Source organism: Magnetofaba australis IT-1, from assembly GCF_002109495.1.
GTDB lineage: Bacteria > Pseudomonadota > Magnetococcia > Magnetococcales > Magnetococcaceae > Magnetofaba > Magnetofaba australis.
In genome coordinates this window covers 1,088,878-1,114,343 of sequence record NZ_LVJN01000020.1, presented here as the reverse complement: position 1 = coordinate 1,114,343, position 25,466 = coordinate 1,088,878, and the positions used below count along the sequence as shown (strand labels likewise).

The following is a 25,466-nucleotide window of genomic DNA, read 5'->3' as shown; positions in this document are numbered from 1 at the left end:
ATTTCATGGCGAATCAGGGCGTTTTTTGTGCGTTGGCGCGCCAACACAGAATCCAAAACAGGGTTTTGCCGCCGTCCCGTGCGCCCTAAGGATTGGATCGGCTATAGTGATTGGATGGACAAATCCTGACAATACGCTCCAAAAACGGGGCGTCAGCGCAAGGAGCAGCGGGTGAACGGCGATTTGACACAGAACGCGCGCATCGGAGTCATTGGCTTAGGCTATGTGGGTTTGCCGCTGGCGGTGGCGTTTGGGGAAAAATTCGACACCGTCGGCTTTGACGTCAAATCCGCGCGGGTGGCCGAGTTGCGCGCAGGCGCCGACAGCACCCGCGAGTGCTCCGCCGAGGAGCTGGCCAGCGCCACACGCTTGACCTACTCCGACACCATTGAAGAGCTGCGCGCGTGCAACATCTTTGTGGTCGCCGTGCCCACCCCCATCGATGACAATAAGCGCCCAGACCTGACGCCGCTGATCAAATCGTCAGAATCCGTCGCCAAAGTGTTGAGCCGCGGCGACATCGTCATCTATGAATCCACCGTCTATCCCGGCGCTACCGAAGAGGTGTGCGTGCCGATTCTGGAGCGCGATTCAGGGCTGACCTTCAATGTGGACTTCTTCGCCGGGTACTCCCCCGAGCGCATCAATCCCGGCGACAAGACCCACCGCCTGACTGATATCGTCAAAGTCACCTCGGGCTCCACCCCGGAGATTGCGCAGAAAGTGGATGCGTTGTATCGGTCCATCGTGCGCGCCGGGACGCATCTGGCCTCCAGCATTCGCGTGGCCGAGGCGGCCAAGGTGATTGAGAACACTCAGCGCGACGTCAACATTGCGCTGATCAACGAACTGGCGCTAATTTTCAACCGTCTGGGCATCGACACCGAAGAGGTGTTGTTGGCGGCGGGCACCAAGTGGAATTTCCTCCCCTACCGTCCCGGCCTGGTGGGCGGTCACTGCATCGGCGTGGACCCCTATTATCTGACCCACAAGGCGCAGGAGATCGGCTACCACCCGGAGATCATTTTGGCGGGACGGCGCATCAATGACGGCATGGGACTGTATGTCTCTGCGCAGGTGGTCAAGCTGATGTCGCTGAAGGGCTTCTGCGTTTCGGCCTCGCCGATTCTGGTGATGGGGCTCACCTTCAAGGAGAACTGCCCGGATCTGCGCAACACGCGGGTGGTGGACATCATCAGCGAGCTGAACGGTTACGGCGCGCAGGTGGATGTGTATGACCCGTGGGTGGACGCTGAAGAGGCGCAGGAGGAGTATGGGATTGCGCCGATCTCCGAGCCCAAGAAAGGCGTGTATGCGGCGATTATTCTGGCGGTGGCGCACAGCCAGTTCCGCGAGATGGGGGTGGAGGCGATTCGGGCGCTGGGCCGACCGGATGCGGTGGTGTATGACTTGAAATACCTGCTCAGCCCGGAGGAGTCCGACGCCAGACTGTGAGAAAAAGTGTTTGCGGGAAGGAGTCCGAGCCAGCGTTATCTAATTGGCCGCCGACCAGTCGGCGGCGGGGTCTGGGGGCCGCTGCCCCCAGCGGGTGTGGGCGGCGCCCACGGTTTGGCAGTGGCATTTGTCTTTAGCCGTTTCCCCATTGAACAAGCTCGGAGCCAGTAAAAAGCGCGGCAACAAGCTCTGCGCAAAAAGCCTGCAAGGAGGCCGTCGGGGAAACGGCAGTGAGCAGGCGCGCAGCGCCGTCGCCCGCAGGGCGGCGAATGCAGTCGGGCTTGAAACCCAGGAAAGCTTAAAAGCGTTTACAGGAAAGCTGTTTAATTAAGTGACTGTCCCCGGAATTCCCCCAGTCCCCGGAATTCCCCCAGGACACCGATTGGTTAGCTGCCTCCTCTGAGCAATGGGGTGTCCAGAGCTTCGCCATAGCGAGGGGCACTGCGCTCACTCGGAACTCATTGATATGCAGTGACTGAAGGTACTTTGCACGGAAGTAAGCACAGATCCAGGCTGTCAACAGATTCCACCGATCTGTGCCCACCCATACAGACTGATTTGAAATTGCACGACCCCAGATCGGTGAGGCGTTTGAATCACTATCACCTGTACCCCAAACTGATTGTGTTTACTCTGTGACCGGCAATTCAAGTTGACTCGACCCATGAGATAGAGATTGCATAACTGTTTCTGGTTTGCACAAGAGGTGCTGATTATTCTCTAGATATATCAGTTCTTTCGTGGATAGCGTTCTTACCTGAAGGCATGGACCACTATTCCCATCCGTAGTTTTAACTAACAGAATTGACCCGGCTTGAATGGCAACATTTGGAATATCCTTTGTTGCGGCTGTTAGCGCAGCGATGGCCTCTGCCTGCGCTTTGTCAACTTCAGATTGCGGCTTGTGCAACCCTTTTAACTCCAGCGCACGTTCTATCTTTTCCAACCTATCTGTAACTTCTGGCTGAGTAGCAACTTCTGTGGATTTTGCAAACCATTTCTTCCACCACGAGCCTTTCTCCGCAGGGAAATCATCGGAAAACTCGAATCCAAATGCACCTAGTAATTTATCAATGGCACTGGATACTTTACGAACATCTGCTTCATTATCATCTGAAAGGTATACGCGAACGGGTATGAACCGGTCAAGTTTTACACTGTTCAAAACATCGCCAAGATGTTGATAAATAAGATAGTTGTGCAACACTTTGTTGGTTGAATTCTGTCTTTCTTCAATTCTGTCAATGCTATCAGAAAGAGATAGCATTCTTTCCTTAGAAAGATCGTGTTGACGTCTGGCGTCATTTTGTGTTTCACCCACTCTTTGTTCTAGGTTGTGAACAAATTCCCGTAAGCCACTTCCCATTTTCCGTGAATCATACAGAAAATGTTCAAAGAATCTAAAAAAATCCTTTTCGTTGCGAAACTCTTCTCTGTCGCGAAAATACCGTCTAAACAAATAAAACATCTCTTCTGGATCATCATTAAATCCGATTCCATCTGACGCCACCAGAGCCATAACCAAAAGCTCAAGTCTCTTTAGTTTTCTATTTAGCTCTGAAATAGTTGGTTCTTTTGGTATGTTTACCATCGCTTTTTCCTGTTTGTTTTGGATCTAACAATGATTATGTGGTTTCTTCACAATGGCCTTCCCAGCGATGGCATGAGCACATCGCTCGCCAGCTGATATGTCTTTTTCTGAAAGCCAAGCTTCAACATACTGTAGAACCATTGGCAACCAACCACGCAATACAACACCAACGCCTTGCTGCGCTCACCGCTCCAACTGAGGAAAACTTTAAACGGAATTCCGGGTACGGAATTCCGGGGACACTCACTTAATTCCCGGGATTTTGTCTTGTCTCTATCCATTTGTGCCTTCTTTGGGTTTCGGGCCAGGCTTGGCGCGGGCCAGTTTGCGTCCCGTCAAGCGCTCCAGATGCGCCACAAACCCTGCATCGCCCAAAGGTCTTCCCGTCCGTTCATGCAGCCGTAACTTCTCCGCTGTCTCATCACTCACCCCCTCCGCCAAAAACCTCGCCCACTCGTCGATGCTAGCCACATCCTGAGTTATTGACAACATGGCATCGTCGCGCAAACCCAAATGCCCTGCGGCGCTGCTCCAGGGATAATCCCCCGCCCACTCAACCATTTTCGCGCGCATTGGGTTCAGCTCAACATATCGGATCGCTTGCAACGTGTGCGCTGCATCCATCGGCGTCGAGGCAAATCGCCCCTGCCACAAATGGCCCCGCCACTGCTGCTGAAAATTGATCCGCCGGAGGGAATTCCGGGGACAGTCACTTAATTGGGGGAATTCCGGCAATACGCACCTAATTAAACTCTTTCCTACAAACACTTTTTGACTTTCCCTGACATTAAGCCTCAAGACATTCGCCGCCCTACGGGCGACGGCCCTTCAGGCCTGCTCACTGCCGTTTCCCGTTTTCCCTCTGTGCTGGCTTTACGCTCTCCGCTTCTTTCCCAACTGCTTGCTGGCTCGACCTATCTGCTAGGGGAAACGGCAAAAGACTACAACCACGGCCACACCGTGGGCGCTGCCCACACCCGCTGGGGGCAGCGGCCCCCAGACCCCGACGCCGACCAGTCGGCGTCCACCTTTTCGTCCTTGCTGGCTCGGCTCTTCTACGTCAGCGGCTTGGCCGGCGGCGTGGTGATGTACGCATAGAGCAACTTCGCCAACGCCGCCAACGAATCCGCATGCACCCGCTCATGCCCGTGAGAAGCATCCAGTCCAAAACAGACCAGCGCCGTGCGAATGTCGTTGCCCGCCTCCAACGCCGCCGCCGCATCGGACCGGTAGTAGCGAAACACGTCGCGACTGTGCTCAATGGCGAACTCCCGGCACAACGTCGCCATATGCCGCGACAGGTGATAGTCGAACGGGCCGGATGAATCCATCATGGCGATGGTGACGCCAAACTCGCAGGTGTTCTGCCCCGGCGCCATGGTGCCGTTGTCCACGCTCACCAGCTCAGAAGCGTCGCCATGCAACACATGGCTGGCCCCCACCCCCACCTCTTCGGAGATGGTGAACAATAAATAGATGGTGGTGGGCGGCTTGCGCCCGCTCTGCGCCACCGCACGCGCCGCCGTCAACATCGCCGCCACCGCCGCCTTATCATCCAAGTGACGAGCGCAGATATAGCCGCTGTCGGTTATCTCCGGCGCGCTGTCCACCGCCACGTGATCGCCCACATGAATGCCCAACGCCATCAGGTCGCCCGGAGAGTGCACCCGCTCGTCCAAGCGCAGCTCCACATAGCCCCACCCCACCGGCATCTGGTCGATCTCTTCATTATAGACGTGCCCGGACGCCTTCAGCGGCACAATGGTCCCGCGATAGCTGCGCCCGGTGTCCGCCAACAACGTCACCCGCGCCCCCTCGGCAAATCGCGCCGACCAGAAGCCGATGGGCAGCAACTCAATGCGGCCATTCTCCTTGAGGGACTTGACGATGCAGCCCAGGGTGTCCAGATGCCCCACCACCGCCCGTTGAATCGTCTCATCACGTCCACGCAGCACCGCGCGAATGGCGCCGCGCCGGGTCAACTCCACCTCCAGACCCAGTTCATCCAACTGCGACTTCACATAGGTCACCACCTGATCGGTGTAGCCGCTGGGGGATGGAATGCGCAGCAGTTCCTGGAGCTGTTCCAATAGGTAATCGCGTTCAATGGGAGCGTCTTGAGCGTTCAGGGCTTCTCTCCGGCTTAATCGTGGCGTCAATATGCGGTTCCAACTCTTACAGTCTTCCATCATGCGGGAAACGGGCGCCTGTGACCAACGGTTTCTGACCCAGGATTTGGAAAATTCACCCAGTCGACTTGACCACAGACACAGACCTGTTAGAGTTGGAACCACTTTCTAATTGATATTCTTGTCTTGACGCCCCCACCACCCACTCTGAACAGATCGAGCCAACTCCATGTGCGGACTCTGCGGCATTGTCGACTTCTCCGGCGCGGCGCCGGATCTGGCCCCCATTGAGGCGATGAAAGCGCGTCTGGCCCCGCGCGGCCCCGACGCCGAAGGCAGCTACCAAAAGAACCACGTCGCCCTGGGGCACCGTCGCCTGCGCGTCATTGACCTGACCGACGCCGGCGCCCAACCCATGGTGGACGACGCCCTGGGCATGAGCCTGGTGTTCAACGGCTGCATCTATAATCACAAGGAGTTGCGCGCCGAGCTGGAAGAGCATGGTTACAGCTTCCGCTCCCACAGCGACACCGAGGTGATCCTCAAGAGCTATCACCGCTGGGGCTTGGCCTGCGTGGAGCGTTTCAACGGCATGTTCGCCTTCGCCATCCACGAACACGCCAGCGGACGGGTGATCCTGGGCCGCGATCGCCTCGGCATCAAGCCGCTCTACGTGGCGCGCCAGGGCAGCCAGCTGCGCTTCGCCTCCACCCTCCCCGCCCTGCTGGCGGCGGGCGGCGTGGATACCGAACTGGATCCCGAAGCGCTGCACCACTACATGACCTTCCACAGCGTAGTGCCTGCGCCGCTAACCCTGTTCAAAGGGGTGCGCAAACTGCCCCCCGCCACCCTGTGGGTGATCGACCGCGACGGCTCGCAGAGCGACACCACCTACTGGCGCTTGAGCTTCCCCGAGGATCCCGCCGACGCTGGACGCAGCTTCGCAGAGTGGCAGGAGATGACCCTGGACGTGCTGCGCCGGGCGGTCAAACGGCGTCTGGTGGCCGACGTGCCGGTGGGGCTGCTGCTCTCCGGCGGGTTGGATTCCAGCCTCATGGCCGGACTGCTGCGCGAAGCCGGGCAACAGGATCTGGCCACCTTCTCCATCGGCTTTGAGGATGCGGGCGGCGAATCGGGCAACGAGTTTGAGTACTCCGACATCGTCGCCCAACGCTTTGACACCCGCCACCACAAGATCACCGTGGATGGCCACAATCTGCTCAAATGGCTCGGCCCCACCATCGCCGCCCAGTCCGAACCCATGGTCAGTCATGACAACATCGGCTTCTATCTGCTCAGTCGCGAAGTGGCCAAGCAGATCAAGGTGGTGCAGAGCGGCCAGGGCGCCGACGAGGTATTCGGCGGCTACCACTGGTACCCGCCCATGTTGGGCAGTCAAAACCCGGTGGCCGACTACAGCCGCGCCTTCTTCGACCGCGACCATGATGAGTACAGCCGCATCATGCACCCGCGCCTGGTGGGCGACGACTACAGCACCCAGTTCGTCACCGCCCGCTTCGCCCAGGACCCCAAGGCCGACCCGGCCAACCGCGCGCTCAAAATCGACGCCACCGTGATGCTCACCGATGACCCGGTCAAACGGGTGGACAACATGACCATGGCGTGGGGCCTGGAGGCGCGGGTGCCGTTCCTGGACCACGAAGTGGTGGAGCTGGCCGCGCGCATTCCACCGCGCTTCAAAATCGACAACGGCGGCAAGTACGTGCTCAAGGAGGCGGCGCGGCGGGTGATTCCCCATGAGGTGATCGACCGTCCCAAAGGCTACTTCCCGGTGCCGATGCTGAAATATCTGCAAGGGGAGACTCTGGAGCGGGTGCGCGGCGTGCTGACCGACCAGACCGCGCGCCAGCGGGAGCTGTTCGACCCGGCCTACGTGGAGACGCTGTTGGCTGCGCCGCACGATCACATCACCCCGCTGCGCGGCTCCAAACTGTGGCAACTGGCGCTGCTGGAGTTCTGGCTGCGCGAGCAGGAAGCCGCCTGAGCCGGACACTCTCTCCATCCGGCCCAGCCGCAGCCCGACGCAAATCAGCCCCGTCCCCTCAAGGAGCGGCGTTATGAGCGAACCAAAGAACGAACAGGATCTGGTGATCCAAACCGAGATGACCTCGCTCAAAAGCTGGGGCGATCCGCTGGACGCCGACGCCTCGGTGATGAAGCCCAACGCCTTCATGGATTGCGGCTGGGGCAAGCTGGTGTTCGGCCAGACCTTCACCCGTCACGACGCACTGGCCGACTCCATGCGCTCGGAGGATCCGGGCGAGCGGCACATCGCGCTCTACCTGCGCAACCCCCATGTGGCGTTGTCCAAATTCCCCCAGGAGCTGTTCCTGGACCCCTCGCACACCTTCCGCCTGCCGCTGGAGTCGTTCGACACATCGGCCTCGCATCCGCACAATCTGGCGGTGCGTCCGGTGCGCGCGCGCGAAATGAAAGCGGTGCGCGATCTCTACATCGCCCGCCACATGGTGCCGCCGCGCTTGGGTTTTACGCCGTCGGAGAACCCGGTGGAGAGCCCGCTCTATCTGGTGGCCGAGGATCTCATCAGCCACCGTATCGTCGGTGTGGTGGTGGGGGTGGACCATCGCCACGCCTTCAACGACCCCGACAACGGCTCGTCCCTGTGGGCGCTGTGCGTGGATCTGAAAACCAGCATTCGCGGCGTGGGCGAAGCGCTCACCCGACGCTTGGCCGAACACTTCCGCCGCACCGGCCGCGCGTTCATGGATCTCTCTGTGCTGCACGACAACATCGCCGCCATCAAGCTCTATCAAAAGCTCGGCTTCCGCCAGATCCCGGTCTACTGCCTGAAGAATCGCAACCCCATCAACGAGCCGCTGTTCACCGGCCCGGACCCCGCCGCCAACCTCTCCATCTACTCGCGCATCATCATCGACGAGGCGCGCCGACGCGGCATCGCGGTGGAGGTGGTGGACGCCCACAAGGAGCTGTTTACCCTGCACTGGGGCGGACGCGAGGTGCTGTGCCGGGAGTCGCTGACCGAATTGACCAGCTCCCTGGCCATGACCGTGAGCGATGACAAGGCGCTGACCCAACGCCTGCTGCGCCAGACCGGCCTACGGGTTCCCACGCAGATAGAGTGCGGCGACGACGGCGCCAACCATCAATTCCTCGCCCAGCATCAACGGGTGGTGGTCAAGCCCGCACGCGGCGAACAGGGGCGCGGCATCAGCGTGGACGTGCGCGAAACCGCCGAGCTGGATGACGCCATCGAGCGCGCCCGCGCCGAGTGTGATCAGGTGATCCTGGAGCCCTACATTCCGGGCAAGGATCTGCGCATCATCGTCATCAACTATGAGGTGGTGGCGGCGGCGGTGCGCACCCCGCCCACCATTCGCGGCGACGGCTACAGCAGCATCGTCGATCTGATCGAAGCGCAGAGCCGCCGACGCGCCTCCGCCACCGCAGGCGAAAGCCGCATTCCCATCGACGGCGAGACCGAACGCTGTGTGATGCAGGCGGGATTCCAGATGGACAGCATTCCGCCCTCGGGGCAGGAGCTGACCGTGCGCAAAACCGCCAACCTGCACACCGGCGGCGAGATTCACGATGTGACGCCGCAGTTGCACCCGGTGCTGGCCGATGCCGCGGTGCGCGCCGCCATGACCCTGCGCATGCCGGTGGTGGGGCTGGACTTTCTGGTCCCCGACCCTGCCGAATCAGAGTATGTGATCATTGAAGCCAACGAGCGCCCGGGGCTGGCCAACCATGAGCCGCAACCCACCGCCGAACGCTTCATCGATCTGCTGTTTCCGCAGACCAAGGCGCAGCCCATGGAGCCGCGCCACGCGCCGTAATCTCAACTGGAAGCCACAGGCGCTTGCGCCGCCGCGCTGGCGTCCACAGGGTCGGAGGCCGGGGCGCAAGCAGGCTCCCGCCGCGTCAGCAAGCCGGCGCACAACGCCAATAGCAGCAGCGCAACGCCCGCCCCCAGCACACTGACCAGATCGTTCATCCATTTTACCGGGCCTGCGCCATAGGTCATGGTCACCTCATGCGCGCCTGGAGGAACCCGCACCGCCATAAAGGCGCCGTAGGCGATCCGCATCGGCGCCTCTTCGCCGCCGATGGTCGCGCGCCACCCCGGGAAGTAGGACTCCGCCGCCACCAGCCACACCGGCTCCGCCTCCTCCACGCGGATATTCAAGGTAAACGCGCCTCCGGTCGCCGCTGCCATATGAACGGAGCCCGTAACCGTTGCCTCTCCTGATGCGGCTTGCGCCTGCGTCAGCAGGGCTTGCGGGAGACTCTGCGCAGCGACTTCCCGCTGGCTTGGCGGCGCCTGCTCGGGATCCCCCAGCGGGACCACAGCGGCGGGATTGGCCACCGCGGCGGTCAACGCGATGGCCTGCGCCCGCGACGCGGTTTCAACTCCCTGCCGCACCAGCCGGAATTTGGATTCGCCGCAACCCAGCAGCGTTTTCGCCCCAGGACGGTCCAATGGAACATGGGTGGCGTACGCGCGGGCGTTTATCTGGCCGCCCAAGGCTTCCATCAGCACTTTGACGGCTTGGGGAAATTTCACCAGTTTCAGAATCGGCGCGCACAGATCGGTCTGCACAAAGTAAAGCTCATCATTATATTGCACCGCCGGGCCCTGCTTCTTGCCGACAATGCTCCAGATGCGCTGCGAGCGCTCATCCTTGCCCAGCGCCTCTTGACGCACCGCAGCAAATGCAGGCGGAGCGGCGGCGAGCAGCGAGAGGCTCTCTTGTGCGCCGCTCTCCACTCGAGGGCGCTCATAGGCGATGCTCGCCTGATAGCTCAACCCGTCCAGAATGGCGGCGACCAGCAACCAGAAGAACCCCCGCCGGGCCAGACGCTCAAACCGTCCTCGGGCCACCATTGTGATAAACAACAAGACCACGCCAAACCACAACACCAGCCGAAAACCAAACGGAACCAACAGCAGCGCCTCGAATGTGGCCGGATAGGGTTGATCCCAATGGGCGAACTTCGCGTAGGTCCCCACCGTGGCGGCGTCCCACAGCAGCAGGAAGAACAGCAGCGCCACCGGCGCCATGCCGAGCCCCAACCACTGTTTCGCCCGCTGCGCATCAGTCAGCCCATCGAGGATGCGCTTGATCCCATAAGCGGACAGCAACAGCAGCAGCGCAGAGATCATGGGCAACAGCAGCGCCAAATGGCGATAGACGCCGATGGGCGGCAACAGATGATAGGCCAGAAAGGCGGTCAAGCCGCTGAGGAACAGCGCGGCGATCACGCCAACAGCAAGAAACAGCGCGCGTTTGACCACGCTCCAGGGGCTAATCAGCAGCCCAGGAAGCAACGCCACGGCGGGCAACAAGCCAAAGTAGGCGGGATTGTCGATATTCACCGGAAAACCGCGCAGCATTTGCGCGATGTGATCCGTTCCCGGTTTCAAAGCGTTGAAGGTCATGAAGGCGTCCAGCGTCACGCGGCCGCTGCCCGGCTCGCGGTCATCGGTCATGAACGCCATCTCTGCGATGCCGTGTTGCGCCAACTTGAGAATCACCACGACGACGCCGACCAGCCCCAGCAAAGCCAGAGCGTCCCACAGAGTGAAGCGACGCAGCCGCGCCCATAGCCGCCGACCGCCCACAGGCAGCAGCGCCAGCCCCCAGACCAGGCTGCACACCGCCACCATCACATAGAGGTAGCCCCACGAGAGCACCGCGCTCAGAAACGTCAAACTGAACAGATAGAACCAGCGCAGTTGCCCCGAATCCGCCAGTCGCAGCAGAAAATAGAGCAGAATTGGCGTCAGATAGAGCAGAAAATAGGCGAAATTGATCTGCCAGTGCCACACCACCATGGACGCTGCATAGACGCCGACCAGAGTGGTGACGCGCACATCGTTCACCAGGCGGCGCGTCATTAACATCGCCCCCATGACGAACACGGCCTGCCCCAGGAACAGGGAGATTTTAAACATCAACAGCACATTGGCGACGCCCAACGCCGCTCCTACCCAAGCAGTGAGGATGGCGAACGGGTGCATCATCTGAATCAGTTTGACGCCATACACGCCATAGGGCATCCACAGCGGCCACTCGCCGTAATAGAGCAAATGGCTGTAGGTATAATGAAAATTAGCCAGCGCCAGTTGCGTATCATGGGCGGGGAAAAAATCCTGCGGGTAGAACAGCGCGTAAATCGCCGCCAACAGCAGCAAAGGAATCGCCGTTAACAACACAGATCTGATGCGCGACTCGCCTCCTGCCGAAGCGGCGGCCGCATAGGTCTCTACAGGCTCAGTCATCGTCATGGCAATCAGATAAAAATAGGTGGAGCGCGGCCAAACCACGCGCAAAGAGAGACCGCGCAACGTCCTCCCGGACTGAAAACAGAGACCTCAAACAGCGTAAACACGTCGCCGAAGTATCCCATAGCGGATTTCCTGCGTCCACTTCGCCCAGCGCCATAACGCCGATGCTTTGGCGGTTTCGCCAACCCTCCACAGAGTCGGATTGCGCGCATTCCGAAGCGCTTGCGCTTACCGCCGCCCCTTGCGTTCACAATGACGAGTGCGACATTCTTTGGAAAACCGCTCTCCCGGAATATCAATGAGGCCAAATGGCATGTTTGCGCACCCCCTGCCCCACCCGGAGTTCTGGCGCGGAAAACGGGTTTTTCTCACCGGCCACACCGGTTTTGTCGGCGGCTGGATGGCGCTGTGGCTGCACCATCTGGGCGCCCGCGTCGTCGGTTACGCCCTGGAGCCGGAGACCGAACCCAACCTCTACGACCTCACCGGTCTGGGCGAGCTCATCGAACGCTCCCACATCGCCGACATTACCGACGGCCCCGCTCTGATCAACGCCATGCGCGAAGCGGCGCCGGAAATCGCCATCCACATGGCCGCACAGCCGCTGGTGCGGCGCTCCTATCGCCAGCCGGTGGAGACCTTCGCCAGCAATGTGATGGGTACGGTGCACTTCATGGAGGCGCTGCGGCAAACCCCCAGCCTGGGCGCTGCGGTGATCATCACCTCAGATAAATGCTACGCCCCCTCCAGTGAGATTTGGGGCCATCGCGAAACCGACCCCATGGGCGGCCACGACCCCTATAGCGCGTCCAAGGGCTGCGCGGAACTGGTGGTCTCCTCCTGGCGCGACAGCTACGTCGACCAGAGCGCCGCCATCGCCTCGGCGCGGGCGGGCAACATCATCGGCGGCGGCGATTGGTCCGAGGACCGCCTGCTGCCGGACCTGATCCGCGCCGCTGTCGCAGGCGCGCAACTGGAGATCCGCAGCCCCAACGCCATCCGCCCCTGGCAGCATGTGCTGGACGCCAATCGCGGCTATCTGCTGCTGGCGGAGAAACTCTATAACGACCCCAACGGCGGCTGGGATTGCGGCTGGAACATGGGGCCTGGCCCGGAGCACGCCTGGACCGTGGAGAAAGTGATGGCCGAGGCGCGTCCCCACTGGGAGAGCCCCATCGACGTCGCCTTCTCCGCAGGGCCGCACCCCCATGAGAATCCGCGCCTGGGATTGGACAGCACCAAAGCGCAATCGCTGCTGCATTGGCGTCCGGCCTTCTCCATCCCCGAGTCCATTGAGGCCACCATGGCGTGGTATCGCGCCTGGGCCACCGACGAGGAGGCGGACATGCGCGCCTTCTCCTTGGAACAGATCGAACTCTACGCCCAACACTGTGCGCCCCATAGGGAGGATGGCGGTGAGGCGTAACCCCGCTTGCGCCCGACCGGCGCGCCGTTTACCCTGTGTTCATCCCTTCTCGCCACACAAGTGAGCCATGAGCGACTCTACCCCCACTCGACAGGATGTCTTGGCGGCCGCGCAAGCGTTTCACGCGGCGCAGCCCCGTGCGGAGTTTGTCCCCGGACAGACCTACGTGCCCGCCTCCGGCAAGGTGGTGGAGGGCGAGGATCTGGCGCAACTGGTGGACGCGTCGCTGGATCTGTGGCTCACCGCCGGACGCTTCGACGCTGAATTCAGTGAGAAACTGGCCGCCTTCTGTGGCCTGAAACGGGCGCGCACCACAGTGTCGGGCTCGGCGGCCAATCTATTGGCGCTGACCGCGCTCACCTCGACCAGCCTGGAGCGTCCGCTGCAAGCGGGCGACGAGGTGCTCACCGTGGCGGCGGGCTTCCCCACCACCGTGGCGCCGATCATTCAAAACGGCTGCGTGCCGGTGTTCGTGGATGTGGACCCGCACACCCACAATGTGGATGTGGCCAAACTGGCCGAGGCGGTCACCCCCAAAACCCGCGCCATCATGCTGGCCCACACCCTGGGCAATCCGTTCGACCTGGCGGCGGTCTCGGCCATCGCCAAGCAGCACGATCTCTATCTGATCGAAGATTGCTGCGACGCCCTGGGCGCGCGCTTCGATGACAAACCGGTGGGGACCTTCGGCGATCTGGCCACCTTGAGCTTCTACCCGGCGCACCACATCACCACCGGCGAAGGCGGCGCGGTATTGAGCGACTCAGCGCAGCTCATCAAGCTGGTGGAGTCGTTCCGCGACTGGGGCCGCGACTGCTGGTGCCCGCCCGGGCGCGACAACACCTGCAAAAAGCGCTTTGCGCAGAAGCTGGGCGATCTGCCTGAAGGCTACGACCACAAATACACCTATGCGCATTTGGGCTACAATCTGAAGATGACCGACATGCAGGCGGCCATCGGCATTTCGCAACTGGCCAAAGCGCCGCGCTTCATCAAAGCGCGCAACGCCAATTTCGACGCCCTGACCACAGCTTTCAAACAAGCGGGGCTGGATGAATATTTCCACCTGCCCCAGGCCACCCCGGGCTCCCAGCCCAGTTGGTTTGGCTACCTGCTCACCCGGCGCGAAAGCGCCCCTTTCAGCCGCGAGGATTTGACCACCTATCTGGAGCAGCGCCGGGTGGGCACGCGTCTGCTGTTTGCGGGCAACCTGGTGCGGCAACCGGCGTTTGCGGGGGTCAACTACCGCGTGCACGGTGATCTGACCAACGCCGATCGCGCCATGCGCGACAGTTTCTGGATCGGCGTCTGGCCCGGCATTGATGAACAACGCCGCGCCTACATGCTGGAAACCTTCGTCAACTTCATTCGGGAGCGCGTCTGATGAGAGCGGTGATTCTGGCCGGCGGTCTGGGCACGCGACTGTCCGAAGAGACCCATCTGATCCCCAAGCCCATGGTGCGCATCGGCGAGCGCCCCATGCTGTGGCACATCATGAAGCTCTACAGCGCCTTCGGCGTCAACGACTTCATCATCTGCCTGGGCTATAAGGGCTATGCGGTCAAAGACTTCTTCAAGAACTACCAACACCACGTTTCGGACATCACCTACGACTTCCGCACCAACGAAACCGTGGTGCATCAGGATCGTCAGGAGCCTTGGCGCGTCACATTAGTTGAGACCGGATTGAACACCCAGACCGGCGGACGCATCAAAGCCATAGGGGAGTACCTGGAGCCGGGCGAAACCTTCTGCATGACCTACGGCGACGGCCTGTGCAACGCCGACATCGCCGCTGAGATCGAATTCCACAAGGCCCACGGCAAGTTGGCCACGGTGTTGGCGGTCAACCCGCCGGGCCGCTTCGGCGTACTGGGGCTGCGCGAAGGCGATGGCGACGACGTGGTGGACCATCTGCAGGAGAAGCCCAAGCGCGGCGGCGCGTGGATCAACGGCGGCTTCTTCGTGCTCAACCAGAAGGTGGTGGAGTACATCGATGGTCCGGCCAACTCCTGGGAGGACGTGCCGCTTAACCGGTTGGCCAATGAGGGGCAGTTGATGGCCTATCGCCACGACGGCTACTGGCAGGCCATGGACACCCTGCGCGAAAAGCATCTGCTCGAACAGCTATGGGAGAGCGGTAACGCGCCCTGGAAATTGTGGAAATAAGCGCGTTACCGACGCAAACGCAATTCAACTCATCGCGGCCTGCGCCGCTTAAGACACTGGTGGAGCCAAACCATGCCCAACGCCATCCCGGAGACCATGTTCACCCTGGAGCTGGCCAACAACCACATGGGCGATATCGCCCACGGCATCCACGTGATCCAGCGCTTTGCCGAAGTGTGCAAGCCGTTCCCCTACCGCTTCTCCTTCAAAATGCAGTACCGCCAGCTCGACAGCTTCATCCACCCCGACTACCAGGGGCGGATGGACATCAAGTACATTAAGCGCTTCTCCGAAACGCGCCTGTCGCGGGAGAACACGCAACTGCTGGTGCGCGAGATCAGCAAGCAGGGGTTCATCCCCATGTGCACCCCGTTCGACCCCGAATCGGTTCCGCTGATCGTCGAGGACGGCTTTGAGATCCTCAAAATCGCCAGCTGCTCGTTCACCGACTGGCCGCTGCTGGAGGCCATCGCCAACACCGATCTGCCCATCATCGCCTCCACCGCCGGCGTGGCCACCGAGGATATCGACCGCGTGGTCAGCTTCATGCGCCATCGCGGCAAGGATTTCGCCTTGATGTCGTGCGTGGCCGAATACCCCACCCCAGACCCCAACATGCAGATGAACCAGATCGACTATCTGCAACAGCGCTATCCGGATGTGCGCATCGGCTTCTCCACCCACGAGAATCCCGCCTCCATCCTGCCGGTGGCCATGGCGGTGGCCAAAGGGGTGACCCTGTTCGAAAAGCACGTGGCCGTGGCCACCGAGAAGTACCCCATCAACGCCTACTCCTCTACGCCTGAGCAGATTCAGACCTGGTTGGAGACGGCGCAGAAGGCGTTTGAACTCTGTGGTCAGCCCGGCGATACGCGCATTGAGCCCACCCCCGGCGAGGCGGCGGCGCTGATCTCCCTGCGGCGCGGCGTGTTCGCCAACCGCGACATCGCGGTGGGCGAACGCATCACCGACGCCGACGTGTTCATGGCCATCCCCACCCAGGAGGGCAGCATCACCGGCAACGACTGGGGCAAGTACAACCACTATTACGCCACCGAAGCGATCCCCGCCAAAGGGGCGGTGCTGGCGACCAACACCCGCATGGAGGATACCCGCGGCGCAGTGCTGGACGTGGTCAAGCGCGTGCGCAAACTGGTGGCCGAGTCCGGCGTGGTGATCCCCGCCGGCGCGCAGTTGGAGATCTCCCACCACTACGGCATGGAGCGCTTCAACGAAGTGGGCATCTGCATGCTCACTGTGGTCAATCGCGCCTACTGCAAGAAGCTGATCATCGTCCTGCCCGGTCAGAACCACCCGGAGCAGTACCACAAGATGAAGGAGGAGACCTTCCATGTCCTCCACGGCACGCTCAATCTGGTCCTCGACGGCGAAGCCAGCGGGTGCGAACCCGGTTCGGTGATCACCGTGGAGCCCAAGGTCAAACACGCCTTCAGCAGCGACGACGGCGCCATCCTGGAGGAGATCTCCTCCACCCACTACAAGGATGACTCCTTCTATACCGACGAAGCCATCAGCCAGAATCCCAATCGCAAGACCTTCATCGATTTCTGGATGGAATAATCTGAATAAACGCAGAGCCGTTTTGGGGAAGATGAAAGATATTGGGGCTTCGCCCCAAACCCCATGAGGGCTCCGCCCTCAACCCGGCAGGGCGCCGCCCTGCACCCGCCAGGAGGCCCGCCTCCTGGACCTCGACAAATCGCCTCTGGCGATTTGTCACCTGTCGAGTTCTGCGCGGTCACGCGCTGCATACCTTTTTGGAGACTTTATGAGCGCGCCTTCCGTGCGAGTTGCCGACTACATCTTCTCCTTCATCGCCGCCCAAGGCGTCGATAGCGTGTTTCTGGTCCCCGGCGGCGGCGCCATGTATCTGGTGGACGCCTTGGGACAAAATCCCGACATCACAGCGATCCCCAACCACCACGAACAGGCCTCCTCCATCGCCGCCGAAGCCTATGCGCGCATCCATGGCCGTCTGGGCGCCTGCCTGGTCACCACCGGCCCCGGCGCCACCAACGCCATCACCGGCGTCACCGGCGCCTGGATCGAGTCGGTCCCCATGATCGTCATCTCCGGCCAAGTCAAACGCGCCGACCTCATCGGCGACACCGGCGTGCGCCAGATGGGTCCGCAGGAGGTGGATATCGTCTCCATGGTCAAACCGGTGACCAAATACGCCGTCACCGTGATGGACTCGCAACAGATCCGCATCCATCTCGAAGAAGCCCTGCACGCCGCCACTTCGGGCCGACGCGGCCCGGTGTGGATTGATGTGCCGCTGGACATCCAGGCCTCTAAGATCGACCCGGAGACACTGCCCGGCATGACCCCGCCCCCGGTCAGCGATGCGGGCGCCGACGACGCCATCATGGCCGCCGCCAAGCAGACCGCCGACCTCATTGCCCAGGCCGAGCGCCCCATCATCCTGGCCGGGCATGGCATCCGTCTCGCCGAAGCCGCCGAGAGCTTCGCTGCGCTCTATGAGCATCTCAATATTCCAGTGGTGTGCACCTGGAACGCCATGGACCTGATCCCCCACAGCCACCCGCTGAGCGTGGGCAAGCCGGGCACGGTGGCGGTGCGCGCGCCCAACTTCGCGGTGCAGAACAGCGATCTGCTCATCAGCATCGGCGCGCGGCTGGATAACGTGGTCACCGCCTTCAACCCCGCCGGATTTGGCCGCGAAGCCAAGAAGGTGGTGGTGGACGCGGACCCTAACGAATTGGCCAAGCATGCGTTCCCCATCGAAGTCTCCTTGTGCTCCGACGCCGCCGCCTTCATCACCGCGCTGCGCCATGAGACCCGCGAACAGCCGCCCAAGGATCGTTCGCCGTGGCTGCAACGCTGTCAGGAGTGGAAGGCGCGTTACGGCTCCTGTGACGGCCAGACATTCCCCCAAGCGGGCGAGATCAGCCACTACCACCTGATGGACGCCTTGAGCGACGCCATCCCCGAAGACACCCTCATCGTCACTGGCAGTTCCGGCCTCGGCGTGGAGGTGTTCTACGCCACCTTCCGCAACAAGCCGGGTCAGCGGGTGTTCCTCACCTCCGGCCTGGGGGCCATGGGCTACGGCCTGCCCGCCGCCATCGGCGCGGGCGCGGCGTTCAAGAAGCGCTACATCGCTATTGAGAGCGATGGCTCATTGCAGATGAACATTCAGGAGTTCCAGACCCTGGCGGCGCAGAAGCTGCCGGTCACCCTGTTCATCATCAACAACAACGGCTACGCCTCCATCCGCAACACCCAGCGCAACTACTTCGATGGCCGCTATGTGGGCACTGGCCCGGAAGCGGGTCTGTTCATCGCCGACATCCCCGGCATGGCGGAATCCATGGGCGTGCCCGCCATGCGCATCACCGATGCCAAGGACTTAAAGTCAGGCATCCAAGAGGCGCTGGCCCACCCGGGACCATTTGTGTGCAACGTGCGGGTGACGCCCAACGAAGCGCTGTGGCCCAAGTCCGCCGCCATTCCGCAGCCGGACGGCTCCATGATCTCCATGCCGCTGGAGGATATGTCGCCGTTGCTGCCGCGCGCCGAGCTGAAAGAGAACATGTTGATTCCGCTTGCAGAGGCATCGCTAAAGATCCAGGATTAACCTGTACGATGTAAAAATGTGTGCGGGAAAGCGTGCGATCTGGCGCTATCTATTGGCCTCCGGCTGGCCGGAGGCGGGGTCTGGGGCCTGCGGCCCCAGCGGGTGTGGGCGGCCCACGATTCGGCAGGATTGCCGAATCGGACTCGCGCAGCGAGCCCGAAGGGTGAAGGCCATGGATGGCCTGAATCACGGTTTGGCGGTTGGGGAGTTTGAGGGCGCTGCCCTCAATATCTTTCATCCTCCCCATCCGCTCCCCCACAGAGGGAGAACCAGCATGAGCGCCGAATCAGAAAACGGTCTGCTGCCGGAGGATTTCCGCCACGCGCTGGAGAGCCATCCGCTGTTCTCAGAGAACTTGGTCTCCCCCAGCGACCTCTACGCCATGTATAAGGAGGCGCAGCGGCATGCGCTGTTGCGACGCATGGAGAACGTGCGCGCAGCCGACATCATGACCCGCGACGTGATCACCTTCAGCGAAACCAACCGGTTAGTGGACGTGGCTCAGACTTTCCTCACCCGCCATGCACACAACTTCCCCGTCATCGACGCCGCCGGTTGCGTGGTGGGCGTCATCGCTGTGGCTGACCTGCTGCAAGTGTTCGGCGTGCCGCACCACCACCCGCGCGTCTCTTTGTGGGAGTCGCTGATTGCCCATTTTCGCTGGCAGCCGGGATCGGCGGATCTGCACGATCCGGTCAGCACGCTGATGTCGCGCAACGTGGTCTCCATCGGCGCCGATGCGCGCATTGGCGACGTGCTGGAGCGCATGCGCGAACGCGAAGTCAAACGCCTGCTGGTGGTGGATGAGCAGGAGCGCCTGCAAGGGGTGATCTCCCCCTCTGACATGATTCGCACCCTGTTGCAGGGGGCGCTGGCGCAGCATGAGCGCGCTGAATAACATGACTGGAATTTGGAAGCGGCCTCTTTAGATTTTTGGATATTGTAAGATATCGAGGGCGTTGCCCTCGAGCTCCCAAGATCAAAAGCCAGACCGTGGGGCGCCGCCCCACGCCCCGCTTAAGGGTCACAGACCCTTAAGAATCCCGACAAATTTTCTGCGAAAATTTGTCAAATAGTCAGCGCAAGCTCCACCAGCGTCACGCAAACAATAAACGCTCCGTACAATCTTGCCGAGAGACCATGAGCCACCTGCCCGTTCCGCAACAAGATATTGACCTGATCCTCGACGCCACCGAGCCTCTATTTAGGAATTTGCGCGGATCGCGCATATTTCTGACTGGCGCCACCGGCTACACCGGCGCCTGGATGTTCTCGGCGCTGGTGGCGGCCAATGCGCGTTGGAACCTGGATATCCGCATCGACGCCCTGTCGCGCACGCCGCAACGCTTCATCGACAAGTGCCCCGCCCTGGGCCACGCCCCCGGCGTCACCTGGCACGCGGGCGATGTGCGCTTCTTCAACTACCCCAAGGGGCAGGTGGATCGCACCATCCACATCGCCCTGGACGCCATCGACCAGGCCGCCATGGGAGTGAAGAAGATCCACGAAACCGTGGTGGGCGGTCTGGAGCGGGTGCTGGACTTCTGCGAATCGGCGCGGGTGGAGCGCATGCTCTATCTCAGTTCCGGCGCAGTCTACGGTCCGCAACCGGCGGGGATGGAGTTCATGCCCGAGAGCTATCCCGGCGCGCCCCACCCCGAAGTGCTGGGCTCCACCTACGCCCACGCCAAGCGCTATGCGGAGCATCTGTGCGCCCATGCGAGCCGCTCGGAATCGTTCGATGCGCCCATTGCGCGCTGCTTCTCCTTCGTCGGTCCGCTGCTGGCCATGCGCGAACACTTCGCCGTGGGCAACTTTATCGCCGACGCCCTCACCGAGGAGAGAATCCGCGTCAATGGCGACGGCTCGCCCATTCGCGCCTTTCAATACGCCGCCGACACCACCATCTGGTTCTTGACCATTTTGGAAAAGGGCGTGGGCGGACGCCCCTACAACATCGGCGGCGATGAGCCGGTCAGCATGGCGCAGCTGGCCGAACGCACCCGCGACATCCTCGCTCCGGGCAAACCCATCGAGATTCAGAAGCGCGACGGCGCGGGCGCGGGAGGCAACCGCTATGCGCCGGACCTGACCCGCGCCCGTGAGGAGTTGGGGCTGGTCAATCGGGTGAGCTTGGATGAGTCGATCCGCCGCACCGGGGCCTACTGCCGCGAACAGGGGCTGGAGCGCTGGCACACCCCCGCCACCCCCACTTATGCGGCGCCCAAGCGATTGGTGGTGGATATCGACGGCGTCATCGCCTCTTTGGTGCCGGATCTAGACTACGCCAAGGCCGAGCCGCTCACCGACACCATCGACGCCATCAACGCCCTGTATGACGCCGGAACAGAGATCGTGCTGTTCACCGCGCGCGGCTCAGCGTCGGGCATCGACTGGCGCCCGGTGACCGAAGCGCAGATGCAGCGTTGGGGGGTCAAGCACCACGAACTGCGCCTGGGCAAACCCCACGCCGATTACTACATTGATGACAAGTTGATCACCCCCACGCAGATGCAGAATATGGCGGCGGAAGCGCGCAAGGCCAAGGAGCGGGGAGCGATCTAGTCGAGAGCGAAACACGCGTTGGGCGCGCCGAGTCTGGCGCAATGCGGGGGAAGGCGCGTCAGGAGGCGGGATCGCCCTGTTTGGGCTGCTCTTCCTTGCCCACGCGGAAAGAGAAGTGCTTGTGACCCAGATAACTGGCGGCCACAGTGATGGCGATAACGATTCCCTGCGCCGCAATGGGGTGAAGTTCGGCGAAGTTCACCAGCACCCACAGCATCCACAGGCTGTTGGCGAAAGCTGCGGCATAGACCACATGAAAGCGCCAATATTCACTGACCCAGTGACCTGTGGATTTAAACACAAAGATCCGGTGCACCACATAGGCGTTGGTCACCGCCAGCAGATGGTTGACCACCGCCAATGGCAGATAGTGATCCTCGCCAAACGCCAGAATCAACGCCGCATAACAGCCCATGCCGAACAGCGTGTTATACGCGCCGCCGATAAGGTAGCGAATTTTGCGCGCATGTCGCTCAAGCTGGGAACGCCAATCTTGCATGAATATCCCGGGGCTTGTCTGAAGTAGGGGGAATAAAAAAAGCGGCCTTGACAGAGACGTCCAAGCCGCCGGGGATTGATCCTACTCTTGCGCAGCCCATGCGTCAATCACAGGATCTATCGCGCCCGCCCGCCTAGAAGTAGCCGCGATAGCCCGCCTGCACCGCCAGCAGATCATCCGGGCAGCCATCATGCCAGCGCCACTGGCCATCCTGCGGAGCATCCGCATCGAACGCCATGGTTGGATCGGGCTCGGAGGTAAGGCGACAACGTATCAACAGCGAGAGGAAATGGCCGCGCACATCGCGGTTGGGCGTCATCAACTGCTGGGTGAGAATGGGCTCGGCATCAAACGCCACCGTAGCGCCCAACTCCGCCATGGCGACTTTTTCGATGCGCTGCTCCATGTACTCCTTGAAGCGGATAATGCCGCCAGGGATATGCCACCCTCGGGGGTAGAACCCATCATCGCGCCATGTCAGCAACGTGTGCCCCGCTGGATTCTGAATCAGCAGATCCACATTGATCATGGGCGTTAAGCGGCTCACCAACAGGAACACATCCTCCGGCAGGCCGCTCTTGGCGTCATCCACCGCCGCATCAATGACCGCAATGGCCGCCTTGAGCGCTTCGGACATGCGTTACACCGACTCCAAACCATCCTCACGCAGGATGGCCACGGTCAGATTGGGGTCGTATTCGGCGCGCAGAATCCGCGCCACCTCGTCGGAGTAGCTGGCGCACATCACCAACACCGCATCCACGGGGTCTTCACGCAACTGGCTGGGCGCAAAGATCTCCAGGTGGCTGGCGGGGGTAAATCTACCCTGCTTGAACGGCGCCGAGTCCACCACGTAATCGCAGCGTTTGCCCAACCCCAGAAGACTCATCACCGCCAGCGCCTGATGCCCGGCGCCCCAGACCGCCACGCGGCCTCTGCCTGGAGCGGCGTCGAGCCACGCATGCACATCGGCATGGATCTTTTGTCGATAGGCGCCCAGTTCACTTAAATCCGTACGCTGACGTTTGCGTACATGGGCGGTGAGGATGTAGTCATGCCAAGTCTGCTCGCAGCGAATCACCTCAAAACCACACATGCCCAACATCTGCGTGAAGCTCTGTTCGGTGAAGTAGAGCAGATGATCGCCGATGAACTCCGAGAACAGCTTATCGCGTAGGATCATGTCGAAATTGGGGACTTCCAGCAGACCCACGCCGTCGTCGGTGAGGTTCAGGCAAGCGGCGCGCAGGGCTTTGACCGGATCGGGCATGTGTTCGATGAAGTTGAAGCTGAACACCGCCTGAAACGGCCCGGCGGCAAGCTGCTGATCGGGGCGTTGCAGATAGCCTTCGGAGGCCGTCAAACCCTCCTCGATACAGGCCGCTACGGAGCCCGGATTAAACTCCAGGCCATGGGGATTGAGACCGGCCTCTTTGAGCAGGCTGAGATATTCGCCGCGCCCGCAGCCAATCTCCAGCGCCGCAGCGTCTTGCAAACCATATTCGGCCACAAAAGCGGCGAATTGCTCGCGTCGATACACCGCCATCTCCGGCGAGTACGCCGCCGCCCGCACCACTTCGCGATAGTAGCGCACCGGCGGGTCGGAGAGCTGAATCGCGCCGCAGCCGGAACACTGACGCACGCGCAGATTGACGCCCATATCATCACCAACGGAGTCGGCATCGGGCATAAACTGCGCCGCCCCAGGCATATTCTCCAAGGTCAGCAGCGGTTCGGCGTAGAGCGCGCCGCCACACACGCGACAAGGGTAGGCGCTGATAGCAGTTGACATAGGGTACACATCGCTTTGCTGAAATGGTTCGTTGCCATTTAAAACAGGAATTCACGGCGCCAGTATAACCAGACTCCACGTAAAATGCGCCAAAGCAATGGCAAAACAGCCTGTTTTTGCCATGATCAACGACGAAATTCAATCTTTGTCGACATCCCGAATGGCCCGCGCCGGGCAGCCGACCGCCACTTTGCCGGGCGCCACATCGCCGATGACAGTCGCGCCCAAACCCACCAGAGCGCCGGTTCCAATCCGCACCCCCTCGCGCAGTTTGACGCCACTGCCGATGTAACTCCACGGCTCCACATGGCAGGCGCCGGAAATGGTCACATGGGAGCCCATCACCACCCCCTCGCCGATGTCGGCGTCGTGCGCCGCCACCGTTTGCGGCAGGATAATGCTATGCCGTGCAATGCGCGCCCCGGCGGTGAGCACCACACCGGCCTGAATCAGCACATTGTCGCCGATCATGCACTCTGGCCCCACCACCGCAGCGGGGTGAATCAGCGTTGCCCAGCGCTCTGATTTGAGATTCAGCGCCTCGATGATGGCGCGCCGTTTGTGGAAGTTATCCGGCCTTCCAGGAACCGCCAGCACCGCCGCGTCGGGGCGCTCGGCCAGCACCTCACGCCCGCCCAGCACCGGATAGCCGCCAAACGCCGAGCCCTTCTTGTCCGGGTCGTCATCGACGAACCCCAGCACGCTCCAGGTCTGGCGCTGGGCGTTGATCGCCTCCACCACTCCCACCGCTTCGCGGGCGTTGCCATTAAACGGAAACAGAATCAGCGGACGCATGGGCGATCCTTATGAGATTTGCGATGGAAACGGCGCGCCGCGCGCACGACTATGCGCCGGAGGATGAGCGGAGTCCGCCTCCACAAAATAACTGGGGCGTTTGCGCGACTCATCCAGCGTGCGCCACACATACTCGCCCAACAGCCCCAACATGATCATCTGCACCCCGCCCAGCACCAGCACGGTGGTCATCAGAGAGGGAAAGCCCGGCACCATCTCGCCGGTAATCAGCGTCACCGCGATCACCACGGCAGCATACAGCAGGCCCAGGGTCGCCATGCCCACGCCCACCCGGGTCATCATCTGCAATGGCAGACCGGAGAAGGCGAACACCCAATCCTTGGCCAGACGCACTTTGGCCTGGAAGCTCCACTTGGAGTGGCCCGAGGCGCGCAGTCGCCGATGATAGCTGATCGCCTCCTGGCGGAACCCCGCCCACGCCAACAGCCCGAACAGCGAGCTATTGCGCTCCGGGCAGGCATTGACGGCATCGGCCACACGGCGATCCATGAGAAAGAAGTCGGCTTTGGAGAGGTCTACGCCATCGGTGGGCGCGGCCCCGGCGGCAGTGAGCAGCAGATAGAACGCCCGCGCCATGGTTTTGTTGAGGAGGGCTTCGTCATTGCGGTCGGTGCGCAGCGCCCACACCACGTCGGCGCCGCCCTCCCAACGGGCGATCATCGCCTCAATGGCCTCAGGGTTATCCTGGCCATCGGCGGAGATGCACAGCACCGCATCGCCGCGCGCCTGCCGCAATCCAGCGCGCAAGGCGATATGGCTGCCGCTATTGCGGCTCAAGCGGATGGCGCGGACCTGGGGGTCGTTCAACGCGCGCACGGCATCAAAAGTGCCATCGCTGGAGTGGTCGTCCATTACCAGGATTTCGAATGTCGCGCCCAGACGGGTCAGATGACCGCTGATTTCACCGATGGTGGCGGCGATATTGTCGGCCTCGTTATAGGCGGGGATGACAACGCTCAGGCTCATATCCAACAACGACCCAAAAGAGTGGAGAGAATCCATTTTTCGACGCCGGTTTCCCAGCGTCCGCCGCAATACGCCAAATCACTTGAGCATAGCCGCCTGGATTTGTCCAGGCGAGGCGGCTTGACTTGGCTCCTATGGGGCGGG

At 61.5% G+C, this 25,466-nt stretch carries 20 protein-coding genes; 11 read left to right on the top strand and 9 right to left on the bottom strand.

Features of this window, described 5'->3' with window-relative positions; genetic code table 11:
• The first annotated feature begins 171 nt into the window (after positions 1-171).
• Both tviB and MAIT1_RS21620 read left to right on the top strand, forming a co-directional pair.
• The gene (gene tviB / locus MAIT1_RS17045) at positions 172-1,455 is read left to right on the top strand and encodes a Vi polysaccharide biosynthesis UDP-N-acetylglucosamine C-6 dehydrogenase TviB (protein WP_241893498.1); all 1,284 of its coding nucleotides are present in this window, start codon (positions 172-174) and stop codon (positions 1,453-1,455) included.
• A 127-nt stretch (positions 1,456-1,582) separates the two neighbouring features.
• On the top strand, positions 1,583-1,786 hold the full coding sequence (locus tag MAIT1_RS21620; protein ID WP_143814899.1) for a hypothetical protein: 204 nt from the start codon (positions 1,583-1,585) through the stop codon (positions 1,784-1,786).
• Positions 1,787-2,083: 297 nt separating this feature from the next.
• On the opposite strand, the gene MAIT1_RS21615 is transcribed toward MAIT1_RS21620, so the two are convergent.
• The 3 genes from MAIT1_RS21615 to MAIT1_RS17035 all read right to left on the bottom strand — a co-directional run bounded on the left by MAIT1_RS21615 (position 2,084) and on the right by MAIT1_RS17035 (position 5,136).
• Positions 2,084-3,046 carry a hypothetical protein gene (locus tag MAIT1_RS21615; RefSeq protein ID WP_143814898.1) on the bottom strand — a complete coding sequence of 321 codons (963 nt, stop codon included), beginning with the start codon at positions 3,044-3,046 and terminating at the stop codon, positions 2,084-2,086.
• Positions 3,047-3,319: 273 nt separating this feature from the next.
• On the bottom strand, positions 3,320-3,670 hold the full coding sequence (locus MAIT1_RS17040) for a hypothetical protein (protein WP_143814897.1): 351 nt from the start codon (positions 3,668-3,670) through the stop codon (positions 3,320-3,322).
• Between the two features lie 431 nt (positions 3,671-4,101).
• On the bottom strand, positions 4,102-5,136 hold the full coding sequence (locus MAIT1_RS17035) for an osmoprotectant NAGGN system M42 family peptidase (protein ID WP_241893497.1): 1,035 nt from the start codon (positions 5,134-5,136) through the stop codon (positions 4,102-4,104).
• Between the two features lie 268 nt (positions 5,137-5,404).
• On the opposite strand from MAIT1_RS17035, the gene MAIT1_RS17030 reads away from it, so the two are divergent.
• Entirely contained in the window at positions 5,405-7,180 is a 1,776-nt protein-coding gene (locus tag MAIT1_RS17030) for an N-acetylglutaminylglutamine amidotransferase (protein ID WP_085444746.1), read from the top strand.
• Positions 7,181-7,253: 73 nt separating this feature from the next.
• On the top strand, positions 7,254-9,014 hold the full coding sequence (gene ngg / locus MAIT1_RS17025) for an N-acetylglutaminylglutamine synthetase (protein WP_085444745.1): 1,761 nt from the start codon (positions 7,254-7,256) through the stop codon (positions 9,012-9,014).
• 2 nt (positions 9,015-9,016) lie between these two features.
• On the opposite strand, the gene MAIT1_RS17020 is transcribed toward ngg, so the two are convergent.
• On the bottom strand, positions 9,017-11,461 hold the full coding sequence (locus MAIT1_RS17020; protein ID WP_143814896.1) for a YfhO family protein: 2,445 nt from the start codon (positions 11,459-11,461) through the stop codon (positions 9,017-9,019).
• Positions 11,462-11,780: 319 nt separating this feature from the next.
• Here MAIT1_RS17020 and rfbG point away from each other — a divergent pair, with 319 nt between their 5' ends.
• From rfbG to MAIT1_RS16985, 7 genes are all read left to right on the top strand, one after another.
• The gene (gene rfbG, locus MAIT1_RS17015; RefSeq protein ID WP_085444743.1) at positions 11,781-12,893 is read left to right on the top strand and encodes a CDP-glucose 4,6-dehydratase; all 1,113 of its coding nucleotides are present in this window, start codon (positions 11,781-11,783) and stop codon (positions 12,891-12,893) included.
• Between the two features lie 67 nt (positions 12,894-12,960).
• Positions 12,961-14,277 (top strand): lipopolysaccharide biosynthesis protein RfbH, encoded by a 1,317-nt coding sequence (gene rfbH, locus MAIT1_RS17010; RefSeq protein ID WP_085444742.1) that lies wholly within the window; start codon positions 12,961-12,963, stop codon positions 14,275-14,277.
• Positions 14,277-15,062, top strand: a complete 786-nt coding sequence (rfbF, locus tag MAIT1_RS17005; protein ID WP_085444741.1) for a glucose-1-phosphate cytidylyltransferase — start codon at positions 14,277-14,279, stop codon at positions 15,060-15,062. The genes rfbH and rfbF overlap by 1 nt, the downstream gene beginning before the upstream one ends.
• A gap of 72 nt (positions 15,063-15,134) precedes the next feature.
• Positions 15,135-16,643, top strand: coding sequence for an N-acetylneuraminate synthase family protein (locus tag MAIT1_RS17000; protein ID WP_085444740.1), 1,509 nt, complete (start codon positions 15,135-15,137; stop codon positions 16,641-16,643).
• A gap of 208 nt (positions 16,644-16,851) precedes the next feature.
• Positions 16,852-18,684, top strand: coding sequence for a thiamine pyrophosphate-binding protein (locus tag MAIT1_RS16995; protein ID WP_085444739.1), 1,833 nt, complete (start codon positions 16,852-16,854; stop codon positions 18,682-18,684).
• Between the two features lie 274 nt (positions 18,685-18,958).
• A complete protein-coding gene (locus MAIT1_RS16990) occupies positions 18,959-19,582 on the top strand; it encodes a CBS domain-containing protein (protein WP_158089577.1) in 624 nt (207 codons plus the stop codon).
• Positions 19,583-19,824: 242 nt separating this feature from the next.
• Positions 19,825-21,249, top strand: a complete 1,425-nt coding sequence (locus tag MAIT1_RS16985) for an NAD-dependent epimerase/dehydratase family protein (RefSeq protein ID WP_085444737.1) — start codon at positions 19,825-19,827, stop codon at positions 21,247-21,249.
• Positions 21,250-21,307: 58 nt separating this feature from the next.
• Here MAIT1_RS16985 and MAIT1_RS16980 read toward each other — a convergent pair whose 3' ends face one another.
• The 5 genes from MAIT1_RS16980 to MAIT1_RS16960 all read right to left on the bottom strand — a co-directional run bounded on the left by MAIT1_RS16980 (position 21,308) and on the right by MAIT1_RS16960 (position 25,358).
• A complete protein-coding gene (locus MAIT1_RS16980; protein ID WP_085444736.1) occupies positions 21,308-21,748 on the bottom strand; it encodes a GtrA family protein in 441 nt (146 codons plus the stop codon).
• A gap of 133 nt (positions 21,749-21,881) precedes the next feature.
• Positions 21,882-22,385, bottom strand: coding sequence for an NUDIX hydrolase (locus tag MAIT1_RS16975; RefSeq protein ID WP_085444735.1), 504 nt, complete (start codon positions 22,383-22,385; stop codon positions 21,882-21,884).
• 3 nt (positions 22,386-22,388) lie between these two features.
• Entirely contained in the window at positions 22,389-23,540 is a 1,152-nt protein-coding gene (locus MAIT1_RS16970; protein WP_085444734.1) for a class I SAM-dependent methyltransferase, read from the bottom strand.
• Between the two features lie 138 nt (positions 23,541-23,678).
• Positions 23,679-24,335, bottom strand: coding sequence for an LbetaH domain-containing protein (locus tag MAIT1_RS16965; protein ID WP_085444733.1), 657 nt, complete (start codon positions 24,333-24,335; stop codon positions 23,679-23,681).
• A 9-nt stretch (positions 24,336-24,344) separates the two neighbouring features.
• Positions 24,345-25,358, bottom strand: coding sequence for a glycosyltransferase family 2 protein (locus MAIT1_RS16960; protein ID WP_085444732.1), 1,014 nt, complete (start codon positions 25,356-25,358; stop codon positions 24,345-24,347).
• Positions 25,359-25,466 lie beyond the last annotated feature (108 nt).